At 54.5% G+C, this 12,817-nt stretch carries 14 protein-coding genes; 7 read left to right on the top strand and 7 right to left on the bottom strand.

Annotated features, from left to right (window positions below; translation table 11 throughout):
• The coding region (locus VI895_10245; protein ID HLG20177.1) for a beta-eliminating lyase-related protein at nucleotides 1–167 on the bottom strand (167 nt) is incomplete at its 3' end.
• Between the two features lie 114 nt (nucleotides 168–281).
• On the opposite strand from VI895_10245, the gene VI895_10240 reads away from it, so the two are divergent.
• Nucleotides 282–1,160 (top strand): HD domain-containing protein, encoded by an 879-nt coding sequence (locus VI895_10240; protein ID HLG20176.1) that lies wholly within the window; start codon nucleotides 282–284, stop codon nucleotides 1,158–1,160.
• Nucleotides 1,157–1,579 carry a secondary thiamine-phosphate synthase enzyme YjbQ gene (locus tag VI895_10235; GenBank protein HLG20175.1) on the top strand — a complete coding sequence of 141 codons (423 nt, stop codon included), beginning with the start codon at nucleotides 1,157–1,159 and terminating at the stop codon, nucleotides 1,577–1,579. Before VI895_10240 ends, VI895_10235 begins: the two co-directional genes overlap by 4 nt.
• Before the next feature lie 255 nt (nucleotides 1,580–1,834).
• On the opposite strand, the gene VI895_10230 is transcribed toward VI895_10235, so the two are convergent.
• Nucleotides 1,835–2,131, bottom strand: coding sequence for a helix-turn-helix transcriptional regulator (locus VI895_10230; protein HLG20174.1), 297 nt, complete (start codon nucleotides 2,129–2,131; stop codon nucleotides 1,835–1,837).
• A 341-nt stretch (nucleotides 2,132–2,472) separates the two neighbouring features.
• On the opposite strand from VI895_10230, the gene VI895_10225 reads away from it, so the two are divergent.
• From VI895_10225 to VI895_10215, 3 genes are read left to right on the top strand one after another with little or no spacing between them, the layout of a single operon-like run.
• Nucleotides 2,473–3,261 carry a ferredoxin family protein gene (locus VI895_10225; protein HLG20173.1) on the top strand — a complete coding sequence of 263 codons (789 nt, stop codon included), beginning with the start codon at nucleotides 2,473–2,475 and terminating at the stop codon, nucleotides 3,259–3,261.
• Nucleotides 3,262–3,264: 3 nt separating this feature from the next.
• Nucleotides 3,265–3,780, top strand: coding sequence for a hypothetical protein (locus VI895_10220; GenBank protein ID HLG20172.1), 516 nt, complete (start codon nucleotides 3,265–3,267; stop codon nucleotides 3,778–3,780).
• A 5-nt stretch (nucleotides 3,781–3,785) separates the two neighbouring features.
• Entirely contained in the window at nucleotides 3,786–5,330 is a 1,545-nt protein-coding gene (locus VI895_10215; GenBank protein ID HLG20171.1) for a DUF4388 domain-containing protein, read from the top strand.
• A gap of 7 nt (nucleotides 5,331–5,337) precedes the next feature.
• Here the strand turns inward: VI895_10215 and VI895_10210 are convergent, their stop codons facing one another.
• Nucleotides 5,338–9,354 carry a hypothetical protein gene (locus VI895_10210; protein HLG20170.1) on the bottom strand — a complete coding sequence of 1,339 codons (4,017 nt, stop codon included), beginning with the start codon at nucleotides 9,352–9,354 and terminating at the stop codon, nucleotides 5,338–5,340.
• Between the two features lie 41 nt (nucleotides 9,355–9,395).
• On the opposite strand from VI895_10210, the gene VI895_10205 reads away from it, so the two are divergent.
• Together VI895_10205 and VI895_10200 are read left to right on the top strand one after the other, a co-directional pair.
• Nucleotides 9,396–9,524, top strand: a complete 129-nt coding sequence (locus VI895_10205; GenBank protein HLG20169.1) for a hypothetical protein — start codon at nucleotides 9,396–9,398, stop codon at nucleotides 9,522–9,524.
• Between the two features lie 258 nt (nucleotides 9,525–9,782).
• A complete protein-coding gene (locus VI895_10200; protein HLG20168.1) occupies nucleotides 9,783–10,049 on the top strand; it encodes a hypothetical protein in 267 nt (88 codons plus the stop codon).
• A 28-nt stretch (nucleotides 10,050–10,077) separates the two neighbouring features.
• Here the strand turns inward: VI895_10200 and VI895_10195 are convergent, their stop codons facing one another.
• The 4 genes from VI895_10195 to VI895_10180 form a co-directional block, all read right to left on the bottom strand.
• Complete coding sequence (locus VI895_10195; protein HLG20167.1) at nucleotides 10,078–11,214, bottom strand: ATP-binding protein; 1,137 nt, start codon at nucleotides 11,212–11,214, stop codon at nucleotides 10,078–10,080.
• Nucleotides 11,215–11,333: 119 nt separating this feature from the next.
• On the bottom strand, nucleotides 11,334–11,696 hold the full coding sequence (locus VI895_10190; protein ID HLG20166.1) for a TSUP family transporter: 363 nt from the start codon (nucleotides 11,694–11,696) through the stop codon (nucleotides 11,334–11,336).
• A 4-nt stretch (nucleotides 11,697–11,700) separates the two neighbouring features.
• Nucleotides 11,701–12,180: a hypothetical protein gene (locus tag VI895_10185; protein ID HLG20165.1), complete on the bottom strand. Its 480-nt coding sequence runs from the start codon at nucleotides 12,178–12,180 to the stop codon at nucleotides 11,701–11,703.
• Between the two features lie 14 nt (nucleotides 12,181–12,194).
• A partial coding sequence (locus tag VI895_10180) for a hypothetical protein (protein HLG20164.1) occupies nucleotides 12,195–12,817 on the bottom strand: 623 nt, incomplete at its 5' end.

Genomic DNA, 12,817 nt, shown 5'->3' with positions numbered 1-12,817 from the left:
GCTTCCTTGCCGAGCCGTCGGGCCACTTTTTCCTGGAGAGCGATCACCGTCGGGTCGTCGCCCAATACATCGTCGCCCACGACGGCTTCCGCCATCGCCTTCCGCATGGCCAGAGTCGGTCGCGTGACCGTATCGCTCCGAAGATCGATGATCGTTTCTGACTTCATAGTGCCGGGAGCCCGTGCGGGCATGATAGCTCCTTTGGCACAAGTGGTAAGAAGAAAAACGGCGCCTTGACACACCCGGGGGACGACGATAGATGGGAACCCCTCCGCTTTGACATGTTGAATCGTAAGAACACCTACGCGCCGCTTCTGGTGCCCCTTCCGCTCGTGCGGAAGCTGCTGCGCTTTTACGATTATCCCGACCCCCGACGTCCCCAGCGCGTCATCCGTGGCTACGACCGGCAGCATGCTTTGAGAACGGCCCGGATGTGCGCCTCGGTGGCTCTAAAGCTGGGACACGACACCGAGCGCGTGAGGCGATATCAGGTCGCCTGCATTTTGCACGACCTCGGGCGGGCGGGGCTCGACCGGAAGCTGTTCGGGTTGATTTGGTCCTGGGCCAAAATGCGGGGAATTCCGACGCGGCCGCGGGAATGGCGGGTGGTCCATCCCCAGACGAAATACGGGCGTGAAACGGAAGCGTTCGTCGAACGCTACGGGCGTGAACTGGAAGCGGCCGGAATCGCCCTCGACGACTGGGCTTTGGAACAGGTCGAAATGCGACTGGGCTACGCCCGGCGTTTGGGCCGTCGCCTGCGGGAAGTGAAACCCAAGCTTGCGGAGATGGGTATTCGCTGGCTGCCTTGGATGGAACTGGTCATGCTCTACTATTATTATCCTGAAAAATTGGCCGGCGCGGAGCCGTGGATTCGGGAGCTGGGCGAAATTCTGGTCGCGTGCGAACAATTTGAAGCCTACAACAACCGGCAACGGGGCCAGGATTATTATACGAGGGAGAAGGAAGCGTTGCCCGACGCATTCTCCTATCTGGCGGAATTGCAACAAGAGGGAATCTTAAGTGAGCCGGTCGTGTCCTCGCTTTGGTCGCTGGTGGCGGAGGGAGCCTTCGACGAACTTCTCGAAGAGGCCCGGGGACGTTCGCTCACGCGCACCGAACGGCAGCTCCTTCGAACGATGTCGGCGGGCAGCGCATGACCGTGAAAAGCATACCGCTCGAACTGACCGTGCGCGGGAGCGGCCAGATTGAAAACCTGACGAAGCAGGTCAAGGAAGCGTTGACGAGCAGCCGTCTGAAAGCGGGTATCGTGACCGTTTTCGTTCGCCACACGACCGCTTCCATTATGATTATTGAAGATGAACCCGGCCTCCGATCCGATACGAACGTTTTTTGGGAACGATTGATCCCGAAAGACCCCGCGTTGAATCACAATACGTTGAACGCCGGGGAGGACAACGGCCATAGTCATTTACGCGGTCAATTGCAGGGTCAGTCCGTGACGGTCCCTTTTAATGACGGCGCCTTAAGTCTGGGGCGCTGGCAGGAGATCGTCATGATCGATTTCGACACCCGTCCCCGCGCTCGGCAACTCATTATTCAATTCATCGGCGAATAAGCGGTTCGCCCATCCGACCCTGTCTCCGCCAGATTTCAGGCGATCATCTTCAGCGGGGTCCGCTGGAAGATCGGGTCACCCCGTTTCGATTCCCTCGCCGGCCGACCTCGCAAGTTGCCGTTTCAGCTGCGATGGACCAAAAATACGATTTCCGTTCTAAAGTACGGGAGGGCACGATGAGCACGAAAGTATATGAAGCGCGCAATTCGATCGAGGCAGAAATGATTGCTTCAGTTTCCAAGAGGCCGGAACCTCTTAGGCGACCTTCTCAACGAAGAGTTTGGTTCGGAGACCAAACAGTCCCAGAAAGTGATCCAAAGTATCGATTGAAGGCTCGACATGTCCGTTGAGCATTCGTGACACATTATTCGCGCGTATATGCGCCTTCTTGGCGAACTCCTTTACGCCCATTCTTCGGATGGTTACTCGTAATGCTTCGACAAGAGGTAGTGCTTCGTCTCCCTCCATTTGAGCGAGAAGAAACTCCCGCGCGAAGTCACGCTTCTGAAGCTCCTTTGCTAGCGCTTTGTCGAAAGAAACATGTCTATACATGGATCGACCTCCAATACGTTTTCACCTGTTCGATGTCCCGGTCCTGTGTCCTTCATTACTTCCTAAGACTATCACGAACGATAGTCTTATATCAATACTGGAATGTGTCATGATTTTCATGCCTTGGTCGGACAGGCTCCTAGCCGGGGTTCACCCTCTCGCTATACGCGCACGTAAAACAGACCCATTCGTCTTCACGGATGACCAAAGGCGAAGCGCAATTCGGACAACGCTTTGAATTTTCCTCCGGATGTTCGGGCGGCAGGGAACGTGGCATTCGCGGCATTCTCCTTTACAATGGGAATCGGCACCAGTAAAACGTCGAACAGTCAGGAACTTCAATGGCTTACGTCATCGGGCAACCCTGCATCGGAGTGAAAGATACGGCATGCGTCGACGCATGCCCGGTCGACTCGATTCATTCTCTCGAAGGGTCCCCTCAATATTATATCGAGCCGGCCACGTGCATCGATTGCAGCGCTTGTGAACCGGTCTGCCCGGTGAAAGCAATTTGGGCGGGAGACCAGGTCCCGGCCGATCAGAAAAAATTCATCGCCATCAACGCCGACTTTTTCAAAGGCTTCGACAAGTCCAAGAGCACGGCGTACACGCGGCAGAAAAAAGGAGAAAAGAAGGAAGAGGGTGAAGCGGCGGGTGCGCCGGCAGCCGGTGCCGCGCAATCAGCTCCTGTCGAGGTGGTTCTGAAAGAAGTTGAAGGGTGGGAGCCCCGGTGGGAAGCGCATGAGAACGAAGTCGAGGACCGAGACGAAGTGCAGAAAAGATACGGCCGCGTTCGAACGATTTTTGAACAAAGTGACCAGTACATCATTCGAATTTATCTTCCCGAAAAGGCGCCGAACCACCCGTTTAGGTACAAATATGGACTGCCGGAGGAAATGTCGACGTACACGGTTTCCGCCGTGCTGACCGGAAACAGTGTGTCGGTGCTTGGGAAGGTGGCGGACCCTCGTTTCGCCAAGCTTTGTGGACACGCCAATTCGTTTCCCGACCGGTTCCACTTCGATTATCCGTTTCCCAAGAAAGTCAGCTCCGTTTCCGTGAAACCCCGGGGACCGCACGTCGTGGACGTCGTCGGAATTAAATCGGCCGAGTCGGCCATAGCGGCCTGAGGTATGAAGTCGGTCTTGAAAGCACTGCTGATCGGAGGGGTGATCCTCTCCGCCGCACAGTGCGGAAACAGCGGCGGAGGTTCGAGCTTCGATGAAGTCGTGGGTATTTCGGCCGGGGATGGCGCGGGCGAACAATTCACGGGGACGTTTACGGTCCTTTTTGAAGTGACCTCCGATGGCTGTGCTTCCGAGACGCTCATCGGATCTCCGACCGCCGGCACAAGCGATTCGCGGGAAGTGGTCGTAAAGCATGACGACGGAGACATCAGTTTCGACAAGATTGAAGTGAAGTTGCGCGGCGCCCTCAATTTCAATTCGACCTTTGACGTCGGCGGAGCCGATATCGCGGATGCGGGGGGCCTGGAGGGCAATGTCTTACGGACGGCCCGGTTGACCGGGAGATTCGACGATATCAATTCGTTCGAGGGGAACGGGGAGGAGACCTATTCCGGGCGCGTGAACAAGGCCGGCTTTAATTGCACGTTTTCCTTCAGGGTCTCCGGTATCCGAAAAGCGTAGATCGAGTGTCCCTTCCCGCGGAATTGACCCAGGGCGATTTTCTCAAAACGCCGTTCCCGGCCGTTTTGTGGCGCTTGGCCGGGCTCAAGTTCACGGGCGTGCTCGAAGCCAAACGGGGCGAAGTTTCCAAGAAGATTTTTTTGGAAAACGGGCATCCGGTTTCCGCGGAATCCAACCTGCTGCACGAGACCATCGGAAAGTTTTTGGTCGAACAGAAACAGATTACGCCGGAGCAGGAACAGTCGGCTCTCGTCCAATCGCTCGAAAAAGGCAAACCGTTGGGCGAGATTCTCTTGTCGATGGGGGCCATCGACCCCGCCCGGTTATATGAGTCTCTTCAGGAGAATTTAGCGGGAAAGATTTTAGACGTCTTTTCGTGGGATCGCGGTGAATTTTCGGCGGCCGAAGACACGACTTTTTTGGAAAGAATAACACCGCTGAAAACGGCGACGGTCCGTTTGATCCTGCGGGGTATCGAGTCGTCCTTTCCGTTGTCCAGATTGGAAGCGGAGGGATTCGGAAAGCCGGGCCGGACGTACCGGCTGGTTTCCAAAGCTCCGCGCGACGCCGAAATCCTCCAGCTCACGACCGAAGAAGTGAAAGCTCTCAAGACGCTCAAGGAGGGGCAGACGGTCGAGAGCTTCGCCACGTCTCAAAACGTTTCCGAGGAGACGGCGCGGCGCAGAATGTATGCGTTTCATCTATTCGGTCTGTTGGAAGAGGCTTCCGCGGGGACGCGCGAATTGTCGCTGGACGAACTGGTCGGTGCGACGCTCTTACAGGCGCTCAAACCGGTGGAGCCGGCGAAGTCCGTGGAAAAGACCGATCCCGAAACGTTGGCGCTGGCCAACGAAATCGCCTCCGACCATATGAAATTGATGTCGCTCAATTACTTCGAGCTTTTGGGCGCGGAAGAGACGGCGACCGCCGTGGCGATTCGGGACAAGTTCATGGAGTTCGCCGTGCGGTATAGCCCGTCCAAATTCCGCGCTCCCGCGTTGGGGGAATTTCGGGACCGGGCGGACGAGATTCTTCTTCGAGGCGTGAAAGCTTTTGGAACGCTTTCCGAATTCGAGAGCAAAACGAAATATATCGACAAGCTGAAAGCGGAACGGCGGAAAGTGGAGGAGGGCGGGAAGAAGAAAACGGCGGGCGGCGCGTTTAGGATTCAGACGACGCTGCTGGACGCCGACTCGCAGTTTCAAAAGGGGATGAAGTTTTTGAAGGACAAGAAATACGAAAAGGCCGTGGAGTTTTTTCAGTACGCGGCCGACATCGACGCGCGCCAGGCTCAGTATGTGGCGTACCTTGGGTGGACGACGTTCCAGCAGTCACCGGAACGGAACGTAAAAGCGGCGGACGAATTGTTGCGCCGGGCACGCGACATCAAGCCGGAGAGCGATGCGGCCGCTTATCTGCTCGGGAAGTTTCTTCTCGCCCAAAACCGCCAGGACGAGGCGATGCCCCATTTGAAAAAGGCGGTGGAACTGAATCCCAAAGATATCGATATGGTTCGCGAGCTTCGGAACGCGGAGCGAGTGAAGAAGTAGTTGAACTTTATCTCTGGTACAGATCCCAAGCGCCCAGCCGGTGGCTACCATCGTCGATCCAGACGATTTTCCACTGCGTCGGGTCCGAAAGGTCGTAGATTTGAATCATGGCGTTCTGAGTCTCGGGATTCACGACCAATATTGCTTCCGGTGCTCCAATTGTCTCTATCTGGTTAGGGTGGCGCTGTTCACGCAGATCCTTTGGCTTCGGGGCGCTGTACTTTCGAGTCGTAACCGAGTGACGCCCGGAGTTCGCAACCAACCCTCCCAACGCACTAGGATCGCCGAGATAGCCAACGTAGAATCGGTCCCCTGACTGAAGAGTGTAATTTCCGAAAACGGTGTCGCTGCCAACAACAGGAGCAAAATATTTGAGAGTCCACGGAGACATTAGTCCGTGGCTTACCCAATCCGGATCAAAATTCTGAATTTGGAGGTTATGCGCGTTGACGCTAATAAGCTCGTCTACTCCCTCACCATCGATATCGGCTTTATAGAAAGCGTCCTCGGGGCCATCTACCGGATTTCTGAGATTCCACGACCCAATCACGCCCGGTGTGCTGCGATTGTCGAAGACGGCTCCCATTGAATCACTCCATAGACGGGGCCAGTAATTGCTGGCGAAATACTGAAGTCGTGCAGAATGATTGCGGCCAGAGTTGTTGTTATCGTCTGTCGTTTTGAAAATGTCTTGAAGGAGATTCACGGAAAAGAGGGTGTCTTGTGCGGCATCGCTGGTTAGTCGCAGAATTCCATAATGATCGCCAAAACGGATCGGCCATCCTGCTTCCCCAGTAATAAACGGATCACTTTCCGCATCATTCAAAAAATGAATGTCAGTGATACCGTCGCCATTTACATCGCCATTATTATTCCACGCCTCTTCCCAAGTTGTACCGTTAAATCGCAAAATAAACGCCTCCGAGCGTCCGCCAGCTCCAGGACGATCGCGCTCACGTACGTGGTTGCCAACATAAGGATACGTCGCGAGAAGTTGAGCCGATCCGCTGCCATCGAAGTCGCCGAATGTGTAGAGATCGGTGGAGTGAATATACCAGGGGCCAAGATAACCGCCGCTGCCACCGTTATCCCATACCGTGGCCCAATAGCTGGGGTCGAATTCGAAGTCGGATCTAAGTATCTGCAACATCGCTCGAGCGGGTGTTCCTGCGCTGATGCTCAAAAGTCTCGTGGAACGATCGAAGAGATCAAAGGGTGGTTCCATCAGGAAAAACTTGTCCCCCTTGTCGATGGCCCAATTTCCAATCATGCCACTGCTTCCCGAGTCCCACGTCGTGGACCAGGACCGACTAAGCGAGTCGAATGCCTGTAGCATCGCCTTCTTGGTCATGGTGTTGACCGTCAGAAGATTGGGCAAACTCGGAGCACAGTGCATGGGGTCTATACAGACTGTAGAGACAAAACCGAACAAGAAATTCTCGCTCGAAGGCATTCTATAGGCTGAGGGTTCACTGGGACTCGGCTTCATAAGCCGGTTTGAAAAGCCTTCCTGTGAACTGAAGCTATCCATTTCGTTGTAAACGAATTTTTTTGTGCCTTCTGGAAGATCTTTTGGCTCGGGACTTTCTTCCGTCGGACCTGGGATGACGTGCTCGTGGTTCTCGTGTTCGTACCAGATCGCGTCGAAAGGTGACTTCGACTGAATAGCGGGATCCATAGTATTTGGAAAAAGATTCGGGTCTTCCGGCCCGTACCAGATGTCCGTCTTCGGCTGCGTCGTATCAAATGCTTCTGAGACGTCGGGGCCCCCGATGTAACCATCTTCGGTTACTCCCTCAAATATCCTATCGCCTTTAAGCGGATCCGGGTTCCCGCTATCTGCTCCTCGGTAGCCTATGGCGCTGAAAAATGGAATGAACGTGCTCTGAGGAAGACTGGTTTCCATGTCGTCGAACCAACTTACCGGTTTTGCTTTGTTATATTTGTCGACAAATAGCTGGGCAAAGGCCTTATAGCCGCCTGGACTCACGTCCTCGTTTTGTCTTCCGGACGTGATGTTCCAGTGCCATTCGTAGCCTTCACAGGCCATAGCAGGAACCAAGTCTACGGCCGCCAAAAAGCCATCGAGGCAGGGAAAATCGACGTAACCGTAGAAGGTGGCGGCAAAGTCACCGTTCCAGACCTCTGTCCGGCCATCTATCTCCATGCCTCCAAACAGGTTTCCCCCGCTGTTCAAATATTCCATCTGTACACCGTTGTCGCACGGAGCCCTGCTGCATTGATAACCTGGATAACCGTCACTGCTTTTCCCGCTGCCGCTTCCACTGGAAATGGCAACCTTTCGTAACTTCGTCGGCAGGCCCACCCCGCCGTTTAAAGCGGCCGCCTGAGTGTAGAAGGCAGTATGTGTAGGATCGGGACTCAGTTGGGGGCCTCTTCGAGCCAGCTGCTTGGCCGCCGGGCTCTTCAATCCTCTATCGATTAGAGCTGCTTCATCGTTGATCAACCCCAAAAAAGGAGTGAGTGCCTGGATGGACCAGGGAATCTGCGCCCCGACAAAGGGACCGTCCACGGGGATCCAGAGGCCGATGTGGTGATCGATTCCCTGTTCCTCTAGCTTCGCGAGCGCCCACCGCGAGACCTGCGTGCCCATGGACGCCGCCAGAAGGATGGCGCGCTGGTTTTCGTAGCCCGGCGCCATCGTCAGCCACGGTTCCTGATCCGGGATATGTTTGAGGATCTCCATGAGGCCGGCCGCGTTCTTTGTGATATCGGCCTGGCCATCCACATAATCGAGAAGGAGGACATCGTAGCCCTTGGCGCGAAGCTTGCGGAGGGGGAACGTGAAGTCGAGAGCAATCTTGTCGACCGTACGCGTCTGGTCGACATCGAAACCATCCACCGCGATCACTAGATTCTTCGCCTGGCAGCGCGTGTTAAAATCTTCACTTTCCCTGTAGGCTGCCGGGTAGAGGCGCGTGATGTAAACCGGAGCCGAGGAGCTTGGGGCTTGTCCATCCGGCTGAGATGCATGGCAAGTTTGGCCCGATGTCAAATCAGGAGGGTGATACGTGATTTCTCCGGCGGCATACCTTAACTCCCCCTCGACCGTAGCTTGAATTAGGAAGCAGGTCTTCGAAATGAAGATTCCGTTGCCTGGAGAGGTTTCAACCAAAGGGGCGTTCGCCATGTCGAAGTCCGTGAAAGTGCCTGGTTCTGTAGCCAGAGGTCGCCAGGTGTCCAGTCCAGGAACCTCGGGGAAGGTGATCGAGAGGGAGCTCACGGGGACGGCGGTTCCCGTTGCGCCGTTCGTAATAATGAACTCGGGAGGTAGTCGAACATGGAGATGGTTATCGTCATCGCCAAACACATCTTGGTTGTAAAACGCCGCGCCAAAGAAAACCTGCGATCCCATGTATGACTGGTTTTTTCCGGCCTCGGTTTCTACAACATAAAAATGCTGCCCGGGCGTCGGTTTTCCCTCAGTGACGGTATTTCCAGACCCATCCACGACCTTGATGAGGCCATTCGATACCGCCGTGGAATCGATATAGTTGTACGCCGCATACGTTACGACCATTGAATAGACTCTAGTAGTCTCGAGAGTACGCTGGGCTATGTCCGATATATCCTCATGTGGGGGGAATACGCTGGTGCCAAAATACTTGCTGTTTCGGAGTCCGAGATAGGCCTGCCAGAATTCGCTGACTTTCAGACAGATGTCACTCAGCACTCCCGAAACACCATTCGCCTTTTCAATAAACCGTTTTGAATAAAATCCTGCGCCGTCCACAAGAATCCCGGTGGGAAATTTCTCTCGGGGGATATACTTGTTTTGCTCATGGAGGAAATCGATATACGTGCGGCGGGCCAACCCACCAATTGGGTCGCCGCCAACTAAGATTGGTCGATGCTTCTGGGCGTCCGCTACTTTGGCGTCAAAGAGGATAAGAGAAATCACGCAGCCCACGATTAGAAGGAGGGCGATTTTCGACAGCAAAAGGAGCTTTCTGCGCCGCATCAAAATCGATTGAGCGATACCATACGCGCCGGGGAATTGCACTTAATTACGCGGTTTTTGCGAAACTTCGTGCCCGGCGGAAAATGAGAGGTTTCTTCGTTCAAAACCGCCAGGACGATGCGATGCCGCATTTGAAAAAGGCGGTCGAACTCAATCCCAAAGATATCGACATGGTTCGCGAACTTCGGAACGCCGAGCGCGTGAAGAAGTAATTGGCCCGCTGAGGCCGATATGTAACCGTATTATCGACATTTAGAAATATATGTTATCTATTTATATTTAAAGCATAAATTCGTTATTAGAGATATTGACCAACGGGGTGTTTGAGGAGCTTGATCGCCCGGACGAAATCAAGAGCGAACTAGAGGTAAAATGATCCCCAATGGAATCATGTTTCCTCTGTCGCGGGACGAGAGCAATTCTCTTTATCGTCGGTTGGCGGAGTTAGGGGCCCGCTGGATCGCACCGGAGTGCAAACCCTTCCGATGCTGAAGGAACTCCCGGCCATGCGAAAGCCGGCCACGCTTTCGAAGGAAACTCGATATCGAGTTGTTCGGCGGCTTCTAAAGGAGCGTCCGGTGATTTCCGTTTCAGACTATTTGGCGGCGCTCGACGGCTCTGTCACACGGCAGCAGGCCCACCGGGACTTAGTGTCCTTTCCGAGAATTGTGGCGATGTCCGACCGGCGGGGGAGAAAATACCGCCTCGGACGACACCATTCACCGTCCCAGAATTAGTTTGATTCCGGCAATGAAGAATGCCTCGCTATGGAATACTCATCCGCTTACAAAATTCGGTGAAGGGAAGCAGCTCCACTTGGTCCGACGGTTGTCGATGCGCGGAGCCCAGATGAACCTGATAAAACTTCGGGATTTTCGTGCGAGCCAGAAAATAGAAAATATGAGGTGAGATTTCCTTTTCCCCCGTTTTGCACTCGACTGCGAAGATGGGTCGCTTGTCCCGGATCACGACAAAATCGATTTCGCGTTTATCGACATCGCGTATATAGCGAAGTTCCATCTGATACCCCTCGGTATCCTGGACGAAATGGCAGTATTTGAGGAGATGGTTCGCCACAAGATTCTCGAAACGAAACCCTTCGTTTACCAGAAGACTCCAATCCCAGAGGTAAAGTTTTTGCTCCTTTTTGACCGCCCGGATTCGTGGACTTCCGAATGGAGGGACTCGGTATGCGTAATACAGGGCTTCCAATATTTCGATCCATTTTTGCGCTGTTTTGAAATCCACCTCCAGCGTTTGCGCTAGGTTCTTGATGGAGAGGGGCGCCCCCACCCTTTCCGGAAGTGCGTCCGCCAGCCGTTCGACAAGCGTGATTTCGCGCACATGCTCAAGATCCCGAAGATCTTGTTTCACCACGCGTTCAAGTCGCTGCAACTGCCATCGACGCAGGTCTCGTTCGTTCTGGGAGAGAAATGGCTCGGGGAATCCGCCGAATTTTAGAAGTAGCTTCAAGGCATCTTTTTCAAATCCGAGCTCTCCCAGAGTGAAAGGATGCATCCGGTAATAATGATAACGACCCAAAAGCGAGTCCCCCCCACGCCGGTAGATATCAAGTTTCGCCGACCCCGTGATCAAGAATTGATGCGTCGATTTCAGCATGTCGTAATAGCCTTTGAGTAGGTTCCGCCATTTGGCATACTTGTGAAGCTCATCGAAGATGAGCAACCGTTCCCTGGGAGGCCAGTCTTTGTTGAGAATTCGCCTCCTCTGTACGGGATCGTCCCAGTTCATGTACGCCGGATGCCCATCTTGGTAATCCGAAAGCAATCCCTGGGCAAAGGTGGTCTTCCCGACTTGTCGGGGCCCTCCGAGAAGGACCATTTTCTTCCGAAGGTCCTCTCGGACCCAGCCATCGAGATATCGCCCGACGATCTTGGACATTACTCCACTTTACTATCGAGTAAAGTGGAGTCAAGTCAAATATCCTTGGAACGTGGATCTGCTCCCCCGTGAGGGGCAATCCCTCGGTGGATTCCGGTCATGCAACCAGTCCGGAGATCCTATTTTCCCAGAATCAATTTGATTCCGGCGGCGACGGTCAAGATCCCAAACGCGATTCGGAGCGGACGGTCGGGCAGGATCTGAGCGAACGATCCTCCGAAATAACCGCCCAAGAAAAGGCCGATCGCGATCATCAGCGCCGGCGTCAACGGGAACGGATTCGCACGGTAATACGTCCAGAAGCCGAGTGCGCCCACCGGGAGGAGAAGCGCGGCAAGCGATATTCCCTGGGCTTGATGCTGGCTCATTCCGAAAAGCCATACGAGAATCGGAACCAGCACGATTCCGCCGCCCACACCGAAAAAGCCGGCGAAAATGCCCCCGAGAAAACCGACCGCCAGATAACCCCACATGGCATTCATGAATTTATGGAAGAATTTTCGGAGGCAGCCAAGACGATCGGATCGTTTTTTCCACCAAGCCGAGGGAGGATCGGCAAGAAACCGTCAACACAATGGATACATTGGAAGGCGGAGCACTCTTCTTGGGAGGATTCAAGAGCTCCGACTGGAAGTTGTTCAAAAAGGTATAGGCGCGCAATCCCTCCCGTTTTTCTCCGGCCCGGAACGAGTCGCTGATAAACGTGGAAAACACCACCACCGGCTTGCCCAGCCAGATTTCGACGTGCGCGCCGAAGATTTGCATCGTCACCGGAAGCCGATTCGTGACGTTGAACAGAAGCTCCAAATACGGGAGTGGGTGGGTTTTGATGGCCAACGCATCCTCATGGTCACGAACCGCCACATCGATTTGACTCTTTTGCCACAGCTCGCCGTACATTTTTTCCCGCAAGGCCGAGGGGAAAAAAGCCGTGGCGGCCGGAGGGATAAATTTTCGTAATTCCATGTTCAGCTCCCTTCTTACCCGATGCGCGCCAAGGAAAATCCGCTCTTTTGCTCGAGAGGCATGATGGCCGAATCCGGTTCAATGTTCTCCCCGCCCCAGGAAGCGGTCACACGAACTTCAAATCCTCCCGTCCGGGTTTTCCGAAGAATATATGTCGCCGCGCATGAAGTCCCGATTTCCGCTTTCCGCTGTTCCAGCAAGAGAAAGGCATCCGCGATCGCCCCGCGATAATTTGCATCGGCATCCAGCCGCCCGATCCGGTGTTGAATTTCGGGAAACGACAGGTTTTCGTACTGAAACGTCATTTCGTGCAGGTGATCGGGCGAGAGCGTTAGTTTCGGCGGCCTTTCGGGCGACGAAAAAAACTGAAGGTAGAGTTGAACGGGTTGGCGGCGCCCGATCTGATTCAATTCGGCCAAGAGTCGGGAGAGAATCGATACGTTATCATCGAAATGTTCGATCTGCATTTCGGAAAAGAGGGTGTGCCCCCCGACCTTGCCGCGGCGAGGCGTCCAAGTGAACTTTGCGGAAGAAACGGCGAAGGGGGTTTCCTGTTCCAGATGCGCCAGGCAATGCCGGTAAAATTCGCCGAGAGCGGCTTCGGCCTTCGGTTCGGAGATTCCGCAACCCGCGGCCA

It is taken from the genome of Bdellovibrionota bacterium (assembly GCA_035292885.1).
Lineage (GTDB): Bacteria > Bdellovibrionota_G > JALEGL01 > JALEGL01 > DATDPG01 > DATDPG01.
This window is presented reverse-complemented; position numbering and strand designations above follow the sequence as displayed.

Excerpts from the sequence above, each read along its gene's own strand:
- VI895_10240 (HLG20176.1), top strand. The coding sequence starts at position 282 with ATGTTGAATCGTAAGAACACCTACGCGCCGCTTCTGGTGCCCCTTCCG.
- VI895_10235 (HLG20175.1), top strand. The coding sequence starts at position 1,157 with ATGACCGTGAAAAGCATACCGCTCGAACTGACCGTGCGCGGGAGCGGC.
- VI895_10230 (HLG20174.1), bottom strand. The coding sequence starts at position 2,131 with ATGTATAGACATGTTTCTTTCGACAAAGCGCTAGCAAAGGAGCTTCAG.
- VI895_10225 (HLG20173.1), top strand. The coding sequence starts at position 2,473 with ATGGCTTACGTCATCGGGCAACCCTGCATCGGAGTGAAAGATACGGCA.
- VI895_10220 (HLG20172.1), top strand. The coding sequence starts at position 3,265 with ATGAAGTCGGTCTTGAAAGCACTGCTGATCGGAGGGGTGATCCTCTCC.
- VI895_10205 (HLG20169.1), top strand. The coding sequence starts at position 9,396 with ATGAGAGGTTTCTTCGTTCAAAACCGCCAGGACGATGCGATGCCGCAT.
- VI895_10195 (HLG20167.1), bottom strand. The coding sequence starts at position 11,214 with ATGTCCAAGATCGTCGGGCGATATCTCGATGGCTGGGTCCGAGAGGAC.
- VI895_10190 (HLG20166.1), bottom strand. The coding sequence starts at position 11,696 with ATGAATGCCATGTGGGGTTATCTGGCGGTCGGTTTTCTCGGGGGCATT.
- VI895_10185 (HLG20165.1), bottom strand. The coding sequence starts at position 12,180 with ATGGAATTACGAAAATTTATCCCTCCGGCCGCCACGGCTTTTTTCCCC.